Source organism: Actinomadura luzonensis (assembly GCF_022664455.2).
Classification (GTDB): domain Bacteria; phylum Actinomycetota; class Actinomycetes; order Streptosporangiales; family Streptosporangiaceae; genus Nonomuraea; species Nonomuraea luzonensis.
The window spans coordinates 1547304-1568695 of the sequence record NZ_JAKRKC020000002.1; the positions used below are offsets into that span (position 1 = coordinate 1547304).

Below are 21392 nucleotides of genomic sequence, written 5' to 3' on the forward strand. Positions count from 1 at the left end.
CGGTCGACCGGCTCAGCCCCTCGGGGTGGGCTCGGGGGTCGTCGCGGCGCGGACCAGGGACAGCGCCTCGGCCGGCGGCAACGCGTGCCCGCGGGCGAAGGCGGCGGCGTACCCGGCCTCGCCCAGGCTCTCGCGCAGCCGCGACACCAGCCGCACCACGTCCGGGTTGCCCACGTCGGGCGCGCCGCGCAGCCGCTCCGCCGCGCCCGCCAGCGTCGCCGCCCGCTCCGGCTCGCCCAGCGCGTCCCGCAGCCCGGCCGCGGCGACGGCGACCCTGGCCAGCACCGGCATGTCCCTGGCCTGCAACGTCAGCTCCACCGCCGCCACCAGGTGCCCCGCCGCCGCCTCCGGCGTCCCCCGCTCCATCGCCAGGTGCGCCCGGCCGGCCTCGACCAGGGCCCGGAACTGCGGCGCGACCGCGTACGTCGCCTCCAGCAGCTCCGCGGCCCGCTCGTACGACCGCTCCGCCCCCGCCAGGTCGCCCTCCAGCCGGGCCAGGTCGCCCAGCCCGAGATGGGCGAAGGCCACGTCGCGGTCCGGCGGGTCGCCGCCGGGCTCCAGCATCGCGCGCAGCTCGGCCCGCGCCCGCTCCACGTCGCCCATCCGGATCCGGATCAGCGCCTTCCAGCCCTGCTGGTGCAGCAGGCCGGCCTCCGGGTTCAGCTCCCGCAGCAGCGTCATGGCCTCGTCCATGGCCGCGAGCGCCGCCTCGAACGCGCCGAACACCGCGTGCGTCTCGGCCAGCGACGTCAGCGCCATCGACAGCCCCCACCGCTCGCCGGCCAGCCGGAGCTGCGCGCACCCGGCCAGCAGGTCGTCGCGCGAGCCCGCCATGTCGCCGTCGTTCTCCTTCAGCGCGGCCCGCACCACGTACAGCATGCCGCGCGTCCACGGGTCGGGATGGCCGAGCCGCCGCTCGACCACTTTCATGCCGAGCGCCGAGTCGTCGGTGAACAGGGCCAGCGCCGGCTGCAACATCGCCAGCACCGGGTGCTCGGTCAGCGGGTCCACCGCGGCGGCGGCGCGGCGCAGCTCCCGCAGCGCGGACTCGATCCTGGTGTGCCCGCCGGCCAGCGCCCCGTTGATCAGGTAGACGGCGGTGGCGATCAGGCGGGCCTCGTCCGGGGCCCGGCCCGGCATGGCGAGCGCGCGTTCCAGCCAGGCCATCGACTCGACGCCGAAGCCGCGGATCACCCAGAACGTGCCCATCGCGGCGGCCAGCCGCAGCGCGGTCGCGGCGTCGCCGGTGTCGGCGGCGTGGTGCAGGGCGGCCAGGACGTTGTCGTGCTCGGCCAGCAGCCGGTCGATCCAGGCGAGCTGCTCCTGACCGCGCAGATGCGGCTCGGCCTCCTCGGCCAGGTCACGGTAGTAGGCGGCGTGCCGGGCCCGCGCCTCGGCCAGGCGGCCGGCCGACGACAGCCGCTCCAGCCCGTACTCCCTGATCGTCTCCAGCATGCGGTAGCGGCCGTGCCCGGCCGGCTGCACGAGGGACTTGCCGACCAGGGCGGCGAGCTGGTCGAGCGTGCCGCCGGCGCGCTCGGCGGCGGCCAGCCCGAAGCCGCCCGCGAAGACGGCCAGCTGCTCGGCCAGGGCGCGCTCGCCGTCGTCGAGCAGGTCCCAGCTCCAGGCGACGACGGCGCGCAGCGTCTGGTGGCGGGGCAGCGCGGTGCGGCTGCCGCCGGTCAGCAGCAGGAAACGGTCGTCCAGCCGGTCGGCCAGCTCGCGCGGGGTCAGGGCGCGCAGCCGCGCCGCGGCCAGCTCGATGGCGAGCGGCAGGCCGTCCAGGCGGCGGCAGATCTCGGCGGCGACCTCCGGATCGAGGACGAGGCCGGGCTCGACGGCGGCGGCGCGGTCGGCCAGCAGCCGCACGGCGGGCTCCGGCGGCAGCGGCGGGACGGGGCTCAGCGCCTCGCCGAGGATGTTGAGCGGCTCGCGGCCGGTGGCCAGCACCTTCAGCCGCGGGCAGCGGCCCAGCAGCTCCTCGGCCAGCCGGGCGGCGGCCTCGACGACGTGCTCGCAGTTGTCCAGCACCAGCAGGACACGGCCGGGCGCCAGCACCTCGGCCAGCGTCTCCACCGTGCCGGCCGGGCCCGCCGGGCGGCCCGCGGGCAGTTGGTCGCCGAGCACGGACAGCACCGCCTGCGGCACGTCGCCCGGGTCGGTGACCGCGGCCAGCTCCACCAGCCACACCGCCGTGTGCTCCGGCAGCAGCGCCGCGGCGGCCGTGGTCGCCAGCCGGGTCTTGCCCGCGCCGCCGGGCCCGACCAGCGTGACCAGGCGGCCGGCGCGCAGCCGGTCGCGGACCCGGGCCAGCTCGGCGTCGCGGCCGACGAAGCTGGTCAGCGGGGCGCGCAGGTTGGTGCGCCGCGGGCGGGGCGGCTCGGCCCGCAGCACCGCCAGGTGGGCCTCGCGCAGCTCGGGGCCTGGATCGGCGCCCAGCTCGGCGGCCAGGGCGCGGCGGCACTCCTCGTACGCCGCCAGCGCCTCGGCGCGGCGGCCGGCCGCGTGCAGGGCCCGGACCCGCAGGGCGTGCAGGCGCTCGCGCAGGGGGTGCCGGGCGGCCTGCCCGCCCAGCTCGCCGGCCAGCCCGGCGAGGACGTCGTCCAGCCCTCCCGCGTGGCTGTCGAGGAGCGCTTCGGCGCGGTCCTCGACGGCCGCCAGCCGGGCCTCCTCCAGCCGGACGGCGTGACCCACGAGGGACGGGTGCCCGGCCACCTCGCCCAGGGCCGGCCCCCGCCACAGCGCCAGCGCCTCGCCCAGCAGCCGCGCCCGCCCGGCCGGGTCGGCGAGGCGGCGCGCCTCGGCGGTGAGCCGTTCGAACGCCCCGGCGTCGGTCGCGGCGTCCAGCCGGTAGCCGCCGGGCACCGACGCCAGGGCCCCGGCGCCGGGCAGCGCCCGCCGCAGGCGCGAGACCAGCGACTGCAGCGCGTTGCCCGGGTCGGCGGGCGGCTCCTCCGGCCACAGGCAGCCGGTCAGCTCCTCGGCGGTGACCGGGCGCCCGGCGGCCAGGGCCAGCCGCGCCACGAGCAGGCGCAGCCGGGCGCCGCCGACGGCTCTCGACTCGACCTCTACCGGCCCCAGGATCCCGACGCGCACACGACCATGCTGCCACCGCCGCGGCGCGCGCCGTCCGGGACGCCGCTCAGCCGTGCCACCCGGCGACGCCGCCGGGGACCGGCGCGGCCGGGTCGTACGGCTCGCGGGTGAAGACGAACGTGTTGAGGTCCAGGTGGCCGGGGGAGACGCGCAACGTCTCGCCCGCGTAGTAGCCGTCCAGGCCCAGCCACGTCCCGTCGTCCTGCGGCACGAACCGCGAGGCCCGCCCGCCCCCGTTCAGCGGCTCCAGCGACAGGCCCCGCTCCGGCAGCAGCCGCAGCGCGTACGGCTTCGGGCCCCAGTGCCACAGGCCGGTCAGCGCCAGCAGGTCCGGGTCGGCCGCGACGGGGTGCCACTCGTCGGGCAGCCGCGGCTCGTGCTCGTCCAGGAGGTCGAGCAGGTCCGTGAGCAGCCGCCCGCTCAGCCCGCTCGTGGTGTTGGCCATGAACAGCACTCCCACGCTCTCGGCGGGGTCCGCCCACACGGTGGCGAGGAAGCCCGGCATCGACCCGGTGTGCCCGGCCAGGCGCCGCCCGCCGGCGCGGGCGAGCTGCAGGCCGAGGCCGTAGCCGCCGGTCCAGGCGTCGCCGTCGTCCACGCCGGCCGGCTCGCGCATCTCGGCCAGGGTGTCCGGGCACAGCACGCCGCCGGTGTCGCCGCACAGGAACGCCGCCCACCTGGCCAGGTCGTGCGGCGTGGACCAGAGCTGCCCGGCCGGCCCCATCGCGGCGGCGTCGTGCTCGGGCTCGGCCAGCACCACGTCCGCCCAGGGGTGCACGGCGTAGCCGGTGGCGTGCGGGGCGCGGGGCCGCGGCGTGGTGGCGTCCATGCCGAGCGGCGCCAGCACCTCGCCGCGCACCGCCTCCCACCACGTGCCGCCGCGCAGCCGGGCGACCAGCTCGCCGAGCAGCGCGAAGCCGACGTTGGAGTAGTGGAAACGCCGGCCGGGACGGTGCTTGGCCTCCCCGGGCCCGAGCCGCCCGAGCAGGTCGTCCACCGGCACGCCCGGGGTGCGCTCCCACCAGTCCGTGGGCGGCTCGGCGCTCAGCCCCGCGGTGTGCGACAACAACTGGGCGACGGTGAGCTGCCCGTGCGGCGCGCCGGGCAGGTGGGCGTCCAGGCGGTCGTTGAGGTCGAGCGCGCCCTCGTCGCGCAGCCGCATCACCACCACCGCCACCATCGACTTGGTGATCGAGCCGAGCCGGTACTGCGTGGCGGGGGTCGGCGGCCCGTCGCCGACCCGGCCGCGCCCGCCGAACCACGCCGTCCGCCCGTCGCGGACGATCGCCGCCGTGAGCGAGGGCACCCTGCATTCGGCCTGTTCGACGGCGAGCCGGCGCAGCAGGGCGCGGGCCGTCACGTGTCCCACCTGAGTCATGGGCGACAAGGGTAGCCGCTGGGCCGGGCCCGGCTCAGCGGGCGGGAGCGCGGTCGAAGGCGTCGAGGATGAGCGCGGTGGCGTCCAGGGCGCGGGAGGTGACGCCCAGCCGGGCCACCTGGACGGCGCCCGGCCAGGTGTGGCCGCCCCCGTCCACCGTGTACAGCGCCAGCGCCGTCCTCCCCGGGCACGACGTCCAGGCCCGCAGCCGCACCCCGGCGGCGGGACGGGAGGCGGTGCGGCCGGTGCAGCCGAACGCCCGCGCCCAGTCGTCCACGGCCCGCTCCACCGGCGGCAGCACCACCAGGTCGGCCAGGGCGCGCAGGGTGCCGGTGGCGTCGGGGAACGGGTGCCCGCCCCGGTACGGGACCGCGCGGTCGGCCGTGCCGTGGAAGGCGAGCAGCGTGGCCGGGCGCGGGTGCGCGCAGGGCCGGGCGACGCTGATGCCGCCCACGGCCGCCGCGCCCGCCAGCCGGCCGTCCAGGGCGCAGACCAGCGCGGCGGACATGGCGGCCCCGTACGACATGCCGGCCGCGAACTCGCGCCGCCGGTCCACGCACAGGCCCTGCTCCAGCCGGTCGAGCAGGGCGGCGAGGAAGCCGGCGTCGTCCGGGCCCGACGTGCCGGGCAGCGTCCAGCCCATCCGGCCCTCGGCGGCCTGCGGGGTGGCCACGACGTAGCCGCGGCGCGGCCCCTCCACGGCCAGGCGGCTGTAGGCGGCCTCCTCGGCCGCGCTGGAGCCGAGACCGTGCAGGTCCAGCAGCACCGGGTGCGGGCCCTCGCCGTCGGGGACGGACAGCAGGAACGTCCTGCGCAGGCCGTCGTGCGTCATCGTGTGCCGGCCGGGCCGCAGCGGGCGGGCGGCGGCGCACCCGTTCTCCCGCGCCTGCCCGCCCGGCGCGGACCCGCTCGCCGACGGAGGCGGGGGAGACAGGGAAGACGGGGGAGACGGGGGAGCGGGCGCGCCCGCGCAGCCGGCGGCCAGCAGCGCCGCCAGCGCGATCGTCAACGCCGTCCTCCCGGTCAACGCCCCTCCTCAGGCAGTCGGGCCCGTGCGCCCGGCCGGTGCGGCGGGACGCGTCGTCCGGCGGCGCGACCTCCAGCGTAGGCGACCTCCAGCGTAGGCGACCTCGACGGAACGGCCAGGCCGGGACGGTCAGTCGGGGGCCTTGACGGTGGCGATGCCGAGCGTGCTGGTCATCGGCAGCAGGCCCGCCTCGAAGACCGCGCCGAGGAGTGGCGCGCCGAGCCGGGCCAGCCGGTCGGCGCGGTCCTGCCCGAGCAGCCGCCACGGCCCGGCCGCCAGGTCGTCGGTCATCCGCTCGACCTGGTCGCGCAGGGCCCGGCCGCGCTCGGTGGCCTGGCCGGCGGCGTCCACCAGCCCTCGCGCGGCCAGGCGGTCGCGGGCGGCGGCCCACTCCTGCTCGCTCCAGCCGCGGCCCTCGAACGCCTCCACCGGCGCGGCCCCGATCGCCGCGAACGACACCAGCGCCTCGCAGCCGTCCAGCTCCGCGGCCTGCAGGGCCGCGAGGTGGCCGTCGCCGCGGTGCTCGCGCAGCACGGTCGCCGCCTGCCACAGCGCCAGGTGCGGCTCCTCCGGCCAGGGCAGGTCCAGGTTGGCGGCGGCGAACGGGCGCCCCTCCACGCCCGCGCCCTCGGCCGCCCGGCGGGCCAGCTCGGCCGCCTCCCGCACCTCCGGCCCGCTCAGCCACTCCTGATCGGCCAGGCTCTGGTACGTGCGGTCCACGGCCGTCAGCCGCGCGTCCAGCACCTGCCCGGGGGTGGCGACCGCCCATACGGCGGGCACCTGCCCGGCGATCGCCGCCGGGCTGAAGCTGTAGTACGTCGCCGTCGCCAGGCGGGTGCCGATCGGGCCGAGCGGGGCCGTGCGGTAGGCGAAGTAGCTCGGCCAGCGCGACTCCACGTCGTACCCGAGGGCGGCGGCCGCCTCGAACGCCTGGGGGGAGAAGTACAGGACCGCGTGCAGGGGCTCAAGCTGGTGCCACATGCGGCGGGCCAGCCGGGACGTCTCGCTCATGCCGAACCTCACTGTCTAGTCTGCGTACGCCAGTGACGATAGACCCTCCGCGCATCACTGGTCAATGCGAGATAGACAGTTATGTGTGGGTCAGTCGGTGGGCTCGGCGCCCGGGTCTCCGTCCCCGCCGCCCGTCTCCTCCCCGCCGTCGGCGGCCACCTCCCGCCGCTCCTCCTCGACCGCCTGCTCCGGGTCGGGCGGCGACTCGACCGGCTCGGCGGGGATCGGGCGCGGGGTCCGCCGCACCTCCACGCCGGCCCGCGCGACCAGCGTGTCGGACTCGCCGTTGACCTGCCCGACCGCGGGCGGCATCTCCTCGGGGCGCTTCTCGTCCTGTCCGTCCATGACCGCCACCTTCCCTCACCATGACCTTCTGAACGAGGCGGCGCCGGGGGACGGGCGCGTCCCCCGGCGGAGCGGTCAGCGGACGTAGATGTCGGGGCGCGGCGGCGTGGGCATGCGGTCGCCGAGGAAGAAGCCGGTGTGCGGCGGCTGGTTGTAGGCGGTGTTCTGCCAGGCGACCGACACCCGGTACAGCGGGTCGTGCATGAGGGTGTAGAGGCGGCGGTCGGTCGGGACGGTGGTGGAGTAGACGCGCAGCGCGCGGTTGTCGGTGGTGGGCCAGACGACCTCCTCGCGCCAGTCGCCGAACAGGTCGGCCGACAGCGACGGGGTGGCCTTGGTGCCGTTGTTGGAGTGCACGCCCGAGGCGGTCAGCAGGCGGGTGTCGGCGTCCGTGCCGTACTTGTCGATGCGGGTCTGGTCGAGCAGCTCGCGCACCGGGTCGCCGTCCCACCAGACGAGGAAGTTGACCGAGGACGGCTTGCGCCCGGCGGTGTTGCCGGTGACGCTGCGCAGGTTGCCGTCGGCGGCGGACCAGAACTCCGAGGCGACCCGGACGGTCGAGATGTCGCCCGCCACGCCGCGCCCGTTGTCGGAGCCGGAGGCCGTCTGCCACAGGATCTGGCCGGTGCGCGGGTCGATGTACAACGAGCCGGGCTGGCTCGTGCCCTCGCTGACCTTGAAGTACTCGAGGCCCGCCCGCGCCGGGTCGAAGTCGCCGAGGTGCTGGGCGTCGCCGTGGCCGGTGCGGGTGCTCCACAGGCCGGTGCCGTTGTCGTTGACGGCCATCGCGCCGTAGACGATCTCGTCGCGGCCGTCGCCGTCCACGTCGCCGACGGACAGGCTGTGGCTGCCCTGGCCGGCGTACTGCGAGCCGGCCGAGTTGCTGTCGAACGTCCACCGCTTGGTGAGCGTGCCGTTGCGGAAGTCCCAGGCGGCGATCACGCTGCGGGTGTAGTAGCCGCGCGCCATGATCAGCGACGGGCGCTCGCCGTCGAGGTAGGCGGTGCCGGCCAGGAAGCGGTCCACCCGGTTGCCGTAGCTGTCGCCCCAGGAGGAGACGGTGCCGCGCGGCGGGTCGTAGCTCACGGTGGACATGGCGGCGCCGGTCAGGCCGTTGAACATGGTCAGGTACTCGGGGCCGGACAGGACGTAGCCGCTGGAGTTGCGGTAGTCGGCGCCGGAGCTGCCGATGACCGTGCCGGCGCCGTCCCTGGTGCCGTCGGCGGTCTTCATGGCGACCTCGGCGCGGCCGTCGCCGTCGTAGTCGTAGACCTGGAACTGGGTGTAGTGCGCGCCGGCCCGGATGTTGCGGCCGAGGTCGATGCGCCACAGGCGGGTGCCGTTGAGCCGGTAGGCGTCGACGAAGACGTTGCCGGTGTAGCCGGACTGGGAGTTGTCCTTGGAGTTGGACGGGTCCCATTTGAGGACCAGCTCGTACTGGCCGTCGCCGTCCAGGTCGCCGACGCCGGCGTCGTTGGCGCTGTAGGTGTAGGCGACGCCGTCGGGGGTGGTGCCGCCGGACGGGGGCTGGATGGGCACGTCCAGGTACGCGCCGCCGGTGAAGCGCAGCGAGGCGGGGGAGGCGGCCTGCTCGGCGCCGCCCACCACGGCCCTGACGGTGTAGGAGGCGTCGGCGGCGGCGCCGTTGTCCAGGTAGTTCGTGGCGGCGGTGAGGCCGGCGGCGATCCTGGTGGAGCCGCGGTAGAGGTTGAAGGAGACGCCGTCGGGGTCGGTGCCGAGCAGCCGCCAGGAGACGAGGTTGCCGGAGCCGGAGCGGACGCTGATCAGCCCGCGGTCGAGGTCCTCCATCTGCTTGGTCGGCGGGGCGGCGCCGGCGGGGGCGGTGACCAGCGCGCTTGTCACCAGAGTGGTCGGCAGGGCGGTCGACAGGGTGGCGGCCAGGGCGAGGGCGGCCTTGCGTAACCGCATCGCGGGTCCTTTCTGCGGTGGATGGAAAGCGCTTTCCCGATAGGCGAAAAAGAAACTTTCACGGGCACGTGACGGCCGGCCCCCGTCCGCCGGGCGCCGGAAGGCGGTGCGGGCCTGCGGCGACGTTCATGCGGGCTCCTCGGGTGGGGCGGCCGGATCTCGGCGTATTAAAGCCGCCGCGTCACCGGCCCGCAAGAGATCGCGCGGCCCGCCGGTTGCCTTGACGCCGGTGTCAGGGTCCTAGCCTGTCGGCGACCGCTGTGAGCAGTGAGGAGTGACGGTGAAGTTCGGGATCAGCTACAACACGGCCCACTTCGGCATGGATCCGGAGCGGGTGGTGGAGTTCGCCAGGCTTGTCGAGGAGTGCGGGTTCGAGTCCCTGTACGTCCCTGAGCACGTCGTGCTGTACCCGGGCGCCAGGGTCGGCCCGTTCGAGCTGCCGCCGACGCTGCCGTACGCCGACCCCCTGGACCTGCTGGCCTTCGTCGCCGCCGCGACCCGGCGCGTCCTGCTGGGCACGGCGGTGCTGCTCCTGCCGTACCACCATCCCGTGCTCCTGGCCAAGCGGCTGGCCACCGTCGATGTGTTGTCCGGCGGCCGGATGCGGCTGCTCACCGTGGGGGTGGGCGCGCTGCCGGGGGAGGCGTGCGCGGTGGGGGTGGACTTCACCACCCGCGGGCGGCGCGCCGACGAGGCCGTCGACGTGCTGCGCCTGCTGTGGTCGGGGGAGGAGGAGGGCGTCGGCTTCGCCGGCCGGTTCTTCGCCTTCGACAGCCTGTGCAGCTACCCGAAGCCGCTCGGCGGCGCGGGCCTGCCGATCCACGTCGGCGGCTCCAGCAGGGCCGCGGCGCGCCGGGCCGGCCTGCGGGGCGACGGCTACTTCCCGGGCGGCCGGCTCGACGCGCGGGAGCGGGCCGAGCAGTGGGACCTGGCGCGCGCCACGGCCGCCGCGGCGGGACGCGACCCCGAGGCCCTGGAGTACACCCGCTGGGGCACGATCGACATGACGGAGGACGACATCGAGGCGATGGCCGCGCAGGGGGTGACCCGGCTGGTCGTCAGCCCCGCCACCGCCGAGCCGGGGACGCAGCGGGAGGAGCTGGAGGCGTTCGCGCGGCGGTTCGGTCTCCACCCTTCCTGATCTACTTTGTAAAGGCGTCGGGTTCGGGACCTCCTGCCCTGGCGACCAAGAAAACCCGCGGCGAGGATGGGAGCGCGACGCGAGGAGGAAGGCGGGCAAGTCATGCGATGGAATGAGATGTCCAGGCCGCGCCGCCGCATGCTCGTGCTGGCGGCGGCGACCGAGCTGGTGCTGACCTCGGCCGCGGCGGCGGACCTGTGGTCGCGGCCGCGGGCGGCGGTGCGGGGGCGCAAGGCGCTGTGGTGGCCGGCGATCTTCGTGCAGCCGCTGGGGCCGGTCGTCTACCTGGTGTGGGGACGGCGCAGGCAGCCATGACGGGGCGCCTGGTCGTGGCCGGCGTGGACGGCACGCCGGCCGCCGAGCCCGCCCTGTTGTGGGCCGCCGCGGAGGCGGGGCCCGGTGGGCGGTTGCTGATCGTGCACGCGTGGGAGCCGATCGTGGCGTACCACGCCCTGTACGCCCGCCAGTGCGCGCCGGGTGATCTGCTGGAGCGGCGGTTGTCCGCGCTGCGGGTGCTGGACCGGGCGGCCGGGCTGGTGCGGAAGACCTGCCCGGGGGTGGCGGTGGAGTGCCGGCTGGTGCCGGGGCGTGCGGAGACGGCGCTGCCGGCCGCCGCCGAGGGCGCTGATCTGCTGGTGCTGGGGTCGCTGGCGCAGCGGCGGGGTGACGGGCGGCTGGGCGCGGTGCTGTTGTCGTGCCTGCGCTGGCCGCCGGGGTGCCCGGTGGTGGTGGTGCCCGGTATGCCTGCTGGGGGCGGGCGGGCGGTGTCCGTGCCCGCCGAGGCGGTGGCGGGACCTTTGGGTGGCCCGTCGTTGTGACCTTAGGCACTGTCCCGGTCGCGGGTCGTCGCCGACAGTGGGGACATGGAGCTGCTCAGGGTGGAGTTCGACGAGGGCTGCCTGGTGCGTACCCGCCGGGCGGTCCTGGCGTGTGCCCGCGTCCAGGGGGTGGCCGGTGAGCGGCTGGGTGATTTCCTGGCGGCGGTCAACGAGTGCATGATCAACGCGGTGGAGCACGGGGGCGGGCGGGGCCGGTTACGGGTGTGGCGGGAGGACGCCGGGCCGGGAGAGGGGCCGGTGGCCGGCCGGCTGGTGTGCGAGGTGGCCGACGACGGCGGCGGCATTCCCGGCGGGGTGCTGGAGCGCGAGGCGTTGCCGGCGCCGTCGGCGGCGGGCGGGCGGGGCATCTGGCTGATGCGGCGCCTGTCGGACGAGGTGGTCTTCGTGACCGGTCCCGCGGGCACCCGTGTGCGGCTGGTCCTGGAGCTGTTCGCGCCGGCGGAGCGGCCGGGGGTGGTCAGGGCGGCGCGCGCCCGTCCCGCTGCCCGGTGAGGACGGGCGCGGGCGTCGGGCGCATCCGGCGTATCACCATTTGTCCCATTTGGTGTCGTCGTGCTTCCAGGTGAGCTTGTCGATGACGTCCACGACGCCGTTGACACGGGCGACCATGCGCACGGCGATGGCGGCCTCGCTGCGCCGGTCCATCCAGCCGCTGAGGGTGACGATGCCCTGCCGTACGGCGACCTCGACGCCGAGCGTCTCCACCCACAGCGAGCGTTCCAGGACGTCCTCGCGGATCTCCCTGGCGATGTCGGCGTCGGCGCGGACGAACACCTTGAGCAGGTCGCGGCGGCTGACGACGCCTTCGACGCGGCCGTCGCCGTCCACCACGACCAGCCGCTTGACGCCGTGCTCGTCCATGCGGCGGGCGGCCACGACGGTCGAGGCGGTGGCGGCCACGGTGACGGGCGGCGCGGTCATCAGCTCCGCCGCGGTGTCGCCGGCGGCCTTGCGCCGCCCGCCGCCGTGCTCCTCCGACAGGCGGTGGCGGAGCCGGGCGCGCAGCGGCGGCTGGTAGTCGTCGCCGTAGTAGCGCTCGCGGAACTCCTCCTTGGGCAGCAGGTCCGCCTCGGACACGACGCCGACCGCGCGGCCGGCGTCGTCGAGCACGGGCACGGCGCTGACGCCGTGGGCGATGAGCGCCTCGGCGACGTCCTTGAAGGACGCGTCCGCGGGGACCGAGGCGATCTGCGAGGTCATGACGTCTTTGACTGTGGCGCGCATGGGGGATGCCTCCTTCGGTGCTGCTTCCATGGCAGCGCGGAACGGGGCGGGGCCGTAGGGGCGGAGGTCCCGTGGCGGCCGGTCCTTGGTCAACCGCCGGGCCGTGCGCGGGTTCCGGAGGGGGCCGGCGGGGTACACGTACGATCTCCGTTTCTGGATCCGTCCGTGGGAAGGGCTTCGGTGCGCCGATGATCGGAAGGCTGGTCGAGCTGGGCGGCTTCGGGGTGGAGGCGGCGCTCACCCTGACCCGTAACGGGCTGCTGGGGGCGGTGCCGCCCGCCGCGCTGGCCCGCGTGGTGGAGGCGTACCGGCATTTCCATGTCACCCCGGCGGCGGGGCTGGCGATCGCGGCGGCGCGCTGGCCGGACCGGACGGCGGTGGTGGACGAGGCGGGGTCGGTGACGTTCGCGGAGCTGGACGCGCGGGCGGCGGGGCTGGCGGCGGAGCTGCGGCGGCGGCACGGCGTGGGGCCGGGCCGGACGGTGGCGGTGATGTGGCCCAACGACCGCGGCTTCCCGCTGGCGATCGCGGCGGTGTCGCGGCTGGGGGCGGACCTGCTGCTGCTCAACACCGGGCTGGCCGGGCCGCGGCTGCGCGAGGTGCTGGAGCGGGAGGGCGTGGACGTGCTGATCGCGGCGCCGGACCTGCCGCCGGTGGGGTTCGACGGGCCGCGTGTGACGGAGCTCGACGCGCCCGCCGGGGTGCTCCCGGTGGAGCCGCCGCGCCGGCCGGGGCGGCTGGTGCTGCTGACCTCCGGCACGACGGGCGCGCCGAAGGGCGCGCCGCGGCGGTTGTCGCTGACGGCGCTGGCCGAGCCGTTCGTGTCGATGCTGACGACGGTGCCGTTGCGCGGTGGCGAGCCGATGCTCATCGCGCCGCCGCTGTTCCACGGCCTCGGGCTGCTCTGGTACGCCGCGGCGCTGGTGCTGGGCTGCCCGGTGGTGCTGGTGCGCAGGTTCGACGCCGAGGCCGTGCTGGACGCGCTGGCCGTGGAGCGGGCGGCGTCGCTGGTGGCGGTGCCGATCATGCTGCGGCGGCTGCTGGCCCGCCCGCCGCGCCGCCTGCCGGACCTGCGGGTGGTGATCTCGGGCGGTTCGGCGCTTCCGCCGGACCTGGCGGCCTCGTTCATGAACGCCTACGGCGACGTCCTGTACAACCTGTACGGCTCGACCGAGGCCGGCTGGGCGGCGCTGGCCACGCCCGCCGAGCTGCGCGCCGCGCCCGGCACGGTGGGCCGCCCGCCGCGGGGCGCGACGGTCCGCGTGGCGGGCCCGGACGGCGCCGAGCAGCCGCCCGGCGAGGTGGGCCGGGTGCTGGTGAGCGGCGGGCTGACGTTCACCGGCGCGGCCGACGGGCTGCTGCCCACCGGCGACCTCGGGCATCGCGACCGCGACGGGCTGCTGTTCATCGACGGCCGCGACGACGACATGATCGTCTCCGGTGGGGAGAACGTGTTCCCGCAGGAGGTGGAGCACCTGCTGGCCCGGCAGCCGGGCGTGGCCGATGTGGCGGTGCTGGGCGTGCCCGACGACGAGTACGGCCAGCGCCTGGCCGCGTACGTGGTGGCCGAGGGCGACGCGCCGCCGTCGGCCGAGGAGCTGAAGCGGGCGGTCAAGGCGGAGCTGGCCGCGTACAAGGTGCCGCGCGAGGTGGTGTTCGTGCCGTCGGTGCCGCGCAACCAGACCGGCAAGGTCGACCGGGTGAAGCTGGCGGAGCAGGGCGTCTGAGCTCAGCTCGCGCCGTGGCGCGGGTGCTGCGGCTCGGAGATCTCGGCCACCACGGGCTTGAGCAGGTCGCCGCCCACCTGGTGCAGGTGCAGGAGCAGGTCGTCCAGGGTGAGCATGCCGATGACCTGGCCGTCCTCGACGACCGGCAGGCGGCGGAAGGCGTTGCGCCGGAACACCTCGAATGCCAGGTCCAGCTCGTCGCCCGGGCGGGCGGTGACCGGGGCGGGCGTCATCACCTCGGCGACGGGCGTGTCGGCGGGCAGGCCGGGGGCCAGGGCCCGCAGCACCAGGTCGCGGTCGGTGACCACGCCGAGGGCGGATTGACCGTCGGTCACCAGCACGCAGCCGACGCCCGAGTAGTCCATGTGCTTGGCGACGTCCCTGACGGTGGAGGCGGGCGGCACCGCCACCACGGGCGCCGACATCACGTCTTTGACCTTCACGGCTCCCCCTACGTACGGATCGCGGGTCTGGGACCCACCATCGGCCGTGCCGGGGTCCCGCCGTCAGGGCCGGAGGTCCCGGACGGGACGGACCAACGTCAGCAGGTGCCCTCCGCGGGCGGGCGCGGGGACCTTCGGCCCTGCCCGCGGCCGGCCCCGGGCGCCGACACTGCAGGCGACGAGAGGGGAGGAACGCAGATGAGCACGTCGAAGGTCCTGGTGGCGTATGGCACCAAGAACGGCTCGACGGCGGGCATCGCCGACATGATCGCCGCCACGCTCATGCGTGAGGGCGTCGAGGCGGAGGCGCGGCCGGCCGGCACGGTGCGGGACGTGACGCCGTACCGGGCCGTGGTGCTGGGCGGCGCGCTGTACTCGGGCCGCTGGCACGGCCAGGCGCGCAGGTTCGCCCGGCGGCACGCGGCGGCGTTGCGTGAGCGGCCGGTGTGGCTGTTCAGCAGCGGCCCGCTGAGCGAGGCGGCCGACTCCGCGGACGTCCCGCCGGTGCGGGCCGCGGCCGAGGCGGCGCGGCTGCTGGGGGCGCGCGAGCACGTCACGTTCGGGGGGCGGCTGACGGCCGAGTCCGGCGGGTTCGTGGCGCGGGCGATGCTGCGCAACGGGCGCGCCGGTGACTGGCGCAACCCCGAGCGGATCGCGGAGTGGGCCGGGAAGATCGCCGCCGAGCTGCGGTGACACCGGCTCGGACGGGACGGCCCGGGCCATCGGGGCCCGGGCCGTCACGGGTGGGTGCGGAGGTGCTCCACGACCAGTCCGGCGACGGCCGTCATGCCCGCCTGGGTCGGGTGGTACGGCACCGCCGCCTTCCGCCGCAGCGGCGAGCCTTGGTAGCCGGTCACCCACGGCTCGGGTGACAGCGGGCCGTGGCCGAGGCTCGCCGCCGAGGCGCGGACCAGCTCGGCCCCGCTGCGTCCGGCGGCGGCGGCGAACGCCTCGGCCAGCAGCTCGGCCGTGCGGGCGGCCTGGCGCAGCTCGGCGGGCGTGAGCGGCAGCAGGGGCGCGGGTACGGCCGCCGCCTGCTCGCAGCTCCCCACGATCGTGAGGTAGTCCACGAACAGCACCCGCGCGGCCGGCGCCCGCCGCCGCACGGCCTCGCCGACGGCCGTCATGGCCCGCTCGGCGGCCTCCACACGGTCGCCGTCCACCTCCAGGGACACGCGGTCGCGCACCCAGCGGGCGGCCCGGCGCGAGAGGCGGCGGGCGATGGCGGCGGCGAGCCCGGCCTTGATCAGGCCGCCGATGTAGCCGAGGTCGTTGCCGCCCACGGTGATCGTGACGAGCGCCGTGCCTTCCGTGACGGCGTCGACCTGCGGCGGCACCCGGCGCCGGCCCTCCAGGACGTCGGCCGTCGTCGCCCCTGAGCGGGTGACGTCCGTCAGGCGCAGGCCGAGGGCGTCGGCGACCTGGTGGGGGTAGTTGCGGCCGGACCTGCCCGCCCGGCGCTCGACGACGGGCGGGATGCCGGGTCCGGCGGCGAACGAGCTGCCGATCGCGACGTAGTGCGCGCCCTCGGCGATGCGCCGCGCGGGCCCCTCGCCCGCCCCCGTGCCCACTGCTGGGTATCGGGCCGCGTCCGGTCCCGGGCCCGTCCCGTCGTCCGCCGTCGCCATGCGTCCTCCCTCGTCGTCGCGTCCGCCACACCCTGCCCTGGACCGCCTCCCGTCGGCAAGATCGCGGCCGGAGTTCTGGCCGGAGTTCTGGCCGGAGTTCTGTCGGAGGCGGCGGCTAAAGTCGCCGACCATGACGACCGGCTATCGCACGGAGGTTCGAATCGTGACCACTTGGGACGACCTGGCCAAGCACGTGCGGGCGGGTGACGTGACGGGCACGGTCCGCCTGGTCGGGGAGCTGAGCCCGGCCGGGCGCCGGGCGGTCGCCGCCGAGCCCGCGCGGTGCCTCGCCCGGCGGCGTGCCGACGGGATCGCGTGGTGGGAGCGGCGCGGCGAGCTGCTGGCGCTGCTCGTGGCGGGGGCGGGTGTCATCGGCGGCGCGGCGGCGGTGGCCGGTGGGTGCTGCGGCGCGAGTTCCGCACTCGACGGCGGCAAGGCCGTCCCGCACCTGCTCGCCGGCTGCGGAGCGGCCCGCGAGCCTGCGGGCCGGCGTGGCGGTGCGGCTGGCCGCGCGGCTGCGGCTGGAGGAGCGGTGGCCGTGGGAGGTGGCGGCGGCGCTGGTGCGCGAGACGGGTGTGCGGCCGCCGGGCGACGACGCTTTCATGACCGGCTGGCTGCGCGCGCTGCAGGTGGAGCGGGTGGCGGGCGACCCGCTGTTCGCCGCGTACGGGCCGCGGCTGTTCGAGATCGACGGGCTGCGCGCGTTGCCGCTGTGGGAGCTGGTGGAGAAGGTCCACCGGCTGGTCGAGCGCGGGTCGCTGGAGCGGGCGGCCGTGCTGGACGGGCTGGTGCGGCGGCTGCTGCGCGACGGGCCCGCCGCCCTGGCCCCGCTCGCGGGCCTGCACGACCGGCTCGACCCCGACCTCGACGAGGCCGCGCGGCACGCCCGCGACTATGTCGCGCTGTTGCCGGCCGGTCCGGTGGCGGTGGCCGATGTGGCGTTGGCGCAGGTGCGGCGGCTGGAGGAGGGGGGCCGGCTGCCGGAGGAGGCGTTCGCCGAGGCGCTGGAGGCGCTGGTGTCGCGGCCGGAGCGCAAGCTGCTGCGGGCGGCGGTGAGCTGGGCGGGCGAGGCGGTGGCGCGCGAGGCGGGCCGGGCGGGCGTGGTGCTGCGGGCGGCGGCGGCGCTGTTCGGGCAGGACACCTTGGCGTTGCAGGAGCGGGCGGTGCGGCTGGCGGTGCGGCTCGCCCCGCTGGCCGACGCGGCCGCGCGGGAGGAGGTCAGGCGGGCCGCAGCGGGGCTGCCCGAGGAGCTGCTGGAGAAGGTCGCGGCGGCGTACGGGGGCGGCATCGAGGCGTGGGAGCCGGTGGCGGCGCCCCTGCCGTCGGCGTGGGACGAGCGGCGGCTGCCCGAGCCGTACGGGTCGGCGGAGGAGCTGGTGCGTGGCCTGGCGGCCGTCACGTGGATGGACGATCCCCACGAGTTCGAACGCCTGCTGGCGGGGCTGGCCACCTGGTCGGCGCGCGACCGCGGCGGGCTGCGGGAGGCGTTGCGTCCGTGGTGGGAGCCGCTGGACGAGGAGTTCTTCGGCTGCTGGAACGGCGAGCCGTACGACGACGTGACGTCGGCGCTGCGGCGGGCGTTCCTGGCCGCGGCCGCGCCGGAGACGGCCCAGGCTTTGTCCGGGGGCTCGCGTGCGGGGGCGCGGCGGGCGGTGTTCGACGAGCTGCCGGGCCGCCGGTGCGCCGAGTTGCACGCCCACCTCGCGGCCGGCGGGCGCTACCCGGTGGTGCTGGCCACGCCGACGGCGGTCACGGGTCATGTCGAGCCCGGCGTGCTGCTCGACCGGCTGGCACGGCTGGAGGCCGACGGGGTGGCGGCCCTGCCCGCCGACCTGAGCCAGGCGTTGCTGCGCCTGCCGCGCGACATCCCGGCCGCCGACGTGGCCCGGGCGGCGCGGCTGACGTCGCAAGCGGGACGGGCCTGCGCCGCCTGGATGGGGGGCGACCGGCTCGGCGACCCTCAGGTGACCGTCGCCTATCACCGCAGCCCGGCCGGCGGCGGTGGCCGGGAGTCGCTGCGGGCCTCCGTCAGCACGCCTCCCGGCACGCCCGCCCACCTCCAGGAACTGCTGCGGACGACCTCTTTCCCTTCGTGGAGCCTGGCCTGGTGGCCCTTGGTGCTGCCCTCGCACCGGGAGATCGTGGCCGCCCACCTGGCGTCGCGGTTGTGCGAGAGCGCGGAGAGCGGGGAGAGCCAGGCCCGCGTGCTCGCCGGCCTCGTCCACGGCGAGGGGCCGCTCGGTCCGGGCATGGCGCACGCGCTGGCCTGCGGGATGGGGCAGGCGCAGGCGGCCGGCCGGGCGGCGGCGACGGACACGCTGCTGAGGCTGGCGGCGGCCGGCGAGGTGCCCGCCGCCGACCTGGCCGCCGCGGTCACCGGCCTGGTCAGGGCGGAGCTCGTCAAGCTGAACCGGGTGGTGGCGGTGCTGGACGATGCCACGCAGGCGGGGGCGCACGAGGCGGTGTGGGAGGTCGTGGTGCGGCTGTTGCCGGGGTTATTGCCGCAGGAGGGCGAGCGGGCGCGCACGGGGCTGGCGGACCTGCTGGCGGCGGGGGCGCGGGCGGCCAGGATCGGCCGGGTACGGGCGGAGCTGCCGGAGGTGGGGGCGGTCGCGGCGCGTGGTGGCTCGTCCCGCCTGGTGCAGGAAGCCCGCCGCCTCCAGCAGCTCGTCCGCGCTTATTGATCTACTTTGTAAAGGCGTCAGGCTTTTACAGCCCTATACCCTCCAAAACCATCAAAACCTCCCGACAACAGAGGAGGGCTCGCCGAACCAGCGCGAGAGCTGGCCGTCCAGGTCCTGCTGATCGTCGCCGATCCAGGCGACGTGGCCGTCCGGACGGAGCAGGACGGCCGGGGCGTCCAGGTCGGCGGCGGGATCGGCGAGGTGGTCGACCCGGTCTGACCAGCCGCCGGTGGTGAGGCGTGCGGTGCGGTCGAGCAGGAGGCCGCGGCCGTGGTGCAGCCGGTCGTAGAGGTGGCCTTGGTTGAGGTCGATGTCGCGGAGGCGGCGGCCGAGGAGGTCGGGGCCGTCGCCGAAGTCGTAGCGGATGTCGATGGCGGCGATCTTCTCGATGAGGTGGCGGTTGACCTCGTTGATGGCCATGAGTTCGGTGAGGAGTCTGCGGACGGCTTGGGGGCCTGGTTCGGTGGACAGGAGTTCTTTCTGGGCGCGGGTGTTGTCCAGGACGTTCGCGGCGACGGGGTGGCGTTCGGTGTGGTAGGTGTCCAGGAGTGTTGGCGGGGCCCAGCCGTGGAGGTGTGCGGCGAGTTTCCAGCCGAGGTTGATGGCGTCCTGGATGCCGAGGTTGAGTCCTTGTCCGCCGATGGGTGGGTGGATGTGTGCGGCGTCGCCGGCGAGGAGGGCTCGGTCGAGTCGGTAGCGTTCGGCGAGGCGGGTGGCGTCGCCGAAGCGGGAGAGCCAGCGTGGGGAGTGGATGCCGAAGTCGGTGCCGGCGATGGTGTGAAGTGCTTGTTTGAAGTCGTCGAGGGTGGGTGGTTCGGCGCGGTCGGTGACGTGGGTGGCGGGGACCAGGATGCTGTGTTTTCCTTCGCCGGTGGGCCGGATCCAGAACGGGTGGTGGGATTGGCCGATTGGGGGGACTTTGGCGTTGATTTCCGCTTGGGGTGCGGTTACTTCCATTTCGCCCATGAGGGTGTCGTTGCGGGAGGGTTCGCCGGGGAAGGCGATGCCGAGGAGTTTGCGTACTGTGCTGCGGGCGCCGTCGCAGCCGATGAGGTAGCGCGATCGTAGGTGCCGGCCGTCGGCGAGTTCGACGGTGACGCCTTCGTCGTCCTGCTGGAGGCCGGTCACGGTGTGGCCGTGCCGGATCTGTGCGCCGAGTTGCGTGGCGTGTTCTTGCAGGAGGCGTTCGATGACCGGCTGGGGGATGCCCAGGAGGTAGGGGTGGGTCGAGTCGAGGCCTTGGGGCACGGGTTTGTCGATGGCGGCGAAGAAGCCGGCGGCGGGGCGCTTCCTGCCGTGCTGGAGCAGGCGGTCGAGCAGTCCGCGCATGGCCATGAGTTCGAGGCTGCGCATGTGGAGGCCGACGATGCGGATGAAGGATTTGGGCTGGGTTTCCTTCTCGAGCACGAGGACGCGCACGTCGTGGAGTCGGAGTTCGGCGGCGAGGGTGGCGCCGGTGGGGCCGCATCCGGCGATGATGACGTCGTGCTCGGGTGGTTCGGTGGGGGCCTGGGGCCGCATGGGTGTTGCCTTTCGGGGAGTGCCTTGTGGGAGGGGGCACTCCTGGCGACACCTACGTCGATCGCCTGATCGTGACGGTGAGGGGGAGCACCCACGTCGATACAGCGTTCATGGGTCTCACCTCCTCGGGCGGTGTCACGATCATGGGCAAGTTACCGGGCTGGGCTTCGTTGCGTCCAGTTGTTTTCCTGGGGTCGTGGGGTGTGCGTTCCGCTACCGTCACGAGTACCTAATCGTGACAGATGCCCGCTATGGGCGTTTTCTCTAGTTTCATGGTCATGAAGACCACCCCACGAGTCCTGGCCACCACCCTGCTGAGCACCCTGGCCCTCACCTCGCTCGCCGCTCCCGCGTCGGCACGACAGTCCGACGCCCCGGTGATCGAGGGGCGGGTCAGCCCTGCGGCGCAGACCTTCATCGACCGGCAGACCCGCTTCGGCGCCATGCCCACGAGCCCCGAGCGTGTCGACGCCTACGGTGAGATCTTCGCCGACGACGCCACCCTGTGGGAGGCCGCCGGCAACGTCATCAACGGCAGGGCCGCCATCAAGCAGTCCATCGCGGCCTCGCTCAAGCTGGTGCCGCAGTTCGGGTTCACGCCGCGGCGCCTCGCCGCCGGCGGCGACACCGTGATGTACGGCGCGCACAACGTGGCCGTCATCGGCGGCACGACAGTCGAGTACCCCGCCATCTACCGCGTGGTCATCGACCAGGCGGGCGATGTGGTGCAGGGGCGGCGCTACTACGACCGGTACACCTGGTTCGCCCCCATCGCCACCGGGGAGCTGAAGCTGGACAACCTCTTCGCGGGCATCGCCGACGCCCCGGCCGCCGCGGCGGGCGCGCCGGCCGGTGAGCCTGCCGCGCGGGTGCGGGCAGCGACGCTGGGTCCGGGTCTGCTCGGCAGGGCCGCTGCCTGGAACGCCAGGAACGCCCGCGCCCTGGTCGCCGCCTCCGGCCGGGCGCCGCTGACCGGCCCGGGGCTGGAGGGCCGCAAGCTGTACACCAAGGCGGCCAAGCTCGCCTACCTCGACCGGCTGCTGGGCAGTTTCGACGACGACGAGCAGGGCCGCAATCCCACCGCGCTGCGCCCGGGGAAGGCCGTCCACACTCGTGAGGCCACCTATCAGGAGTGGTACGGCACCGTCCGCAGCCAGGGCAGGGAGATCAGCTACGGCGTCATCGAGCGGTTCGGTTACCGCGACGGCAGGGTCGCCGACTGGAGCCTGACCTTCGACACCTTGCCGCTCATCGCCGACGCCGGCAAGATCACGCAGCTGTACGGCCTGCTGAGCCGCCCTGCGTGAGCCCGTCCTCGGCGCGGGCATGCGGGAGGTGTGCCGGCCCGTCACGGGCGGCCCTGGTCGTCCTTCGATGGCAGACCGTGGGGTGAGTGCAC

18 protein-coding genes are annotated in these 21392 nt (G+C 75.5%); 8 read left to right on the forward strand and 10 right to left on the reverse strand.

The window, feature by feature from the left end:
• Positions 1-12 precede the first annotated feature (12 nt).
• From MF672_RS37460 to MF672_RS37485, 6 genes are all read right to left on the reverse strand, one after another.
• Positions 13-3096, reverse strand: a complete 3084-nt coding sequence (locus tag MF672_RS37460) for an AfsR/SARP family transcriptional regulator (RefSeq protein ID WP_247815629.1) — start codon at positions 3094-3096, stop codon at positions 13-15.
• Between the two features lie 46 nt (positions 3097-3142).
• Positions 3143-4474: a serine hydrolase domain-containing protein gene (locus tag MF672_RS37465; RefSeq protein WP_242381466.1), complete on the reverse strand. Its 1332-nt coding sequence runs from the start codon at positions 4472-4474 to the stop codon at positions 3143-3145.
• A 34-nt stretch (positions 4475-4508) separates the two neighbouring features.
• Positions 4509-5501, reverse strand: coding sequence for a CE1 family esterase (locus tag MF672_RS37470; RefSeq protein WP_242381465.1), 993 nt, complete (start codon positions 5499-5501; stop codon positions 4509-4511).
• 129 nt (positions 5502-5630) lie between these two features.
• Positions 5631-6512: an SCO6745 family protein gene (locus MF672_RS37475; protein ID WP_242381464.1), complete on the reverse strand. Its 882-nt coding sequence runs from the start codon at positions 6510-6512 to the stop codon at positions 5631-5633.
• A gap of 90 nt (positions 6513-6602) precedes the next feature.
• Positions 6603-6857: a hypothetical protein gene (locus MF672_RS37480; RefSeq protein ID WP_242381463.1), complete on the reverse strand. Its 255-nt coding sequence runs from the start codon at positions 6855-6857 to the stop codon at positions 6603-6605.
• 75 nt (positions 6858-6932) lie between these two features.
• Positions 6933-8786 (reverse strand): rhamnogalacturonan lyase, encoded by a 1854-nt coding sequence (locus tag MF672_RS37485; RefSeq protein ID WP_302893342.1) that lies wholly within the window; start codon positions 8784-8786, stop codon positions 6933-6935.
• A gap of 280 nt (positions 8787-9066) precedes the next feature.
• On the opposite strand from MF672_RS37485, the gene MF672_RS37490 reads away from it, so the two are divergent.
• The 4 genes from MF672_RS37490 (at position 9067) to MF672_RS37505 (ending at position 11258) form a co-directional block, all read left to right on the forward strand.
• The gene (locus tag MF672_RS37490; protein WP_242381462.1) at positions 9067-9927 is read left to right on the forward strand and encodes a TIGR03619 family F420-dependent LLM class oxidoreductase; all 861 of its coding nucleotides are present in this window, start codon (positions 9067-9069) and stop codon (positions 9925-9927) included.
• A 102-nt stretch (positions 9928-10029) separates the two neighbouring features.
• Positions 10030-10242: a PLDc N-terminal domain-containing protein gene (locus MF672_RS37495; RefSeq protein WP_242381461.1), complete on the forward strand. Its 213-nt coding sequence runs from the start codon at positions 10030-10032 to the stop codon at positions 10240-10242.
• Positions 10239-10745, forward strand: a complete 507-nt coding sequence (locus tag MF672_RS37500) for a universal stress protein (RefSeq protein ID WP_302893343.1) — start codon at positions 10239-10241, stop codon at positions 10743-10745. The genes MF672_RS37495 and MF672_RS37500 overlap by 4 nt, the downstream gene beginning before the upstream one ends.
• Positions 10746-10790: 45 nt before the next feature.
• Positions 10791-11258, forward strand: a complete 468-nt coding sequence (locus MF672_RS37505) for an ATP-binding protein (RefSeq protein ID WP_242381460.1) — start codon at positions 10791-10793, stop codon at positions 11256-11258.
• Between the two features lie 33 nt (positions 11259-11291).
• Here MF672_RS37505 and MF672_RS37510 read toward each other — a convergent pair whose 3' ends face one another.
• Positions 11292-11990 (reverse strand): CBS domain-containing protein, encoded by a 699-nt coding sequence (locus MF672_RS37510; protein WP_242381459.1) that lies wholly within the window; start codon positions 11988-11990, stop codon positions 11292-11294.
• A gap of 188 nt (positions 11991-12178) precedes the next feature.
• Here MF672_RS37510 and MF672_RS37515 point away from each other — a divergent pair, with 188 nt between their 5' ends.
• The gene (locus MF672_RS37515) at positions 12179-13717 is read left to right on the forward strand and encodes an AMP-binding protein (RefSeq protein WP_242381458.1); all 1539 of its coding nucleotides are present in this window, start codon (positions 12179-12181) and stop codon (positions 13715-13717) included.
• Positions 13718-13719: 2 nt separating this feature from the next.
• On the opposite strand, the gene MF672_RS37520 is transcribed toward MF672_RS37515, so the two are convergent.
• Entirely contained in the window at positions 13720-14160 is a 441-nt protein-coding gene (locus tag MF672_RS37520) for a CBS domain-containing protein (RefSeq protein WP_242381457.1), read from the reverse strand.
• Positions 14161-14358: 198 nt separating this feature from the next.
• On the opposite strand from MF672_RS37520, the gene MF672_RS37525 reads away from it, so the two are divergent.
• On the forward strand, positions 14359-14853 hold the full coding sequence (locus tag MF672_RS37525) for a flavodoxin domain-containing protein (RefSeq protein WP_242381456.1): 495 nt from the start codon (positions 14359-14361) through the stop codon (positions 14851-14853).
• A gap of 44 nt (positions 14854-14897) precedes the next feature.
• On the opposite strand, the gene MF672_RS37530 is transcribed toward MF672_RS37525, so the two are convergent.
• Positions 14898-15788 (reverse strand): SGNH/GDSL hydrolase family protein, encoded by an 891-nt coding sequence (locus MF672_RS37530; RefSeq protein WP_242381455.1) that lies wholly within the window; start codon positions 15786-15788, stop codon positions 14898-14900.
• Positions 15789-16279: 491 nt separating this feature from the next.
• On the opposite strand from MF672_RS37530, the gene MF672_RS37535 reads away from it, so the two are divergent.
• Positions 16280-18472 (forward strand): DUF7824 domain-containing protein, encoded by a 2193-nt coding sequence (locus tag MF672_RS37535; RefSeq protein WP_247815630.1) that lies wholly within the window; start codon positions 16280-16282, stop codon positions 18470-18472.
• A 51-nt stretch (positions 18473-18523) separates the two neighbouring features.
• On the opposite strand, the gene MF672_RS37540 is transcribed toward MF672_RS37535, so the two are convergent.
• On the reverse strand, positions 18524-19993 hold the full coding sequence (locus MF672_RS37540; RefSeq protein WP_242381453.1) for an FAD-dependent monooxygenase: 1470 nt from the start codon (positions 19991-19993) through the stop codon (positions 18524-18526).
• 278 nt (positions 19994-20271) lie between these two features.
• On the opposite strand from MF672_RS37540, the gene MF672_RS37545 reads away from it, so the two are divergent.
• Entirely contained in the window at positions 20272-21300 is a 1029-nt protein-coding gene (locus tag MF672_RS37545; RefSeq protein WP_242381452.1) for a nuclear transport factor 2 family protein, read from the forward strand.
• The last annotated feature ends 92 nt before the right edge of the window (positions 21301-21392 follow it).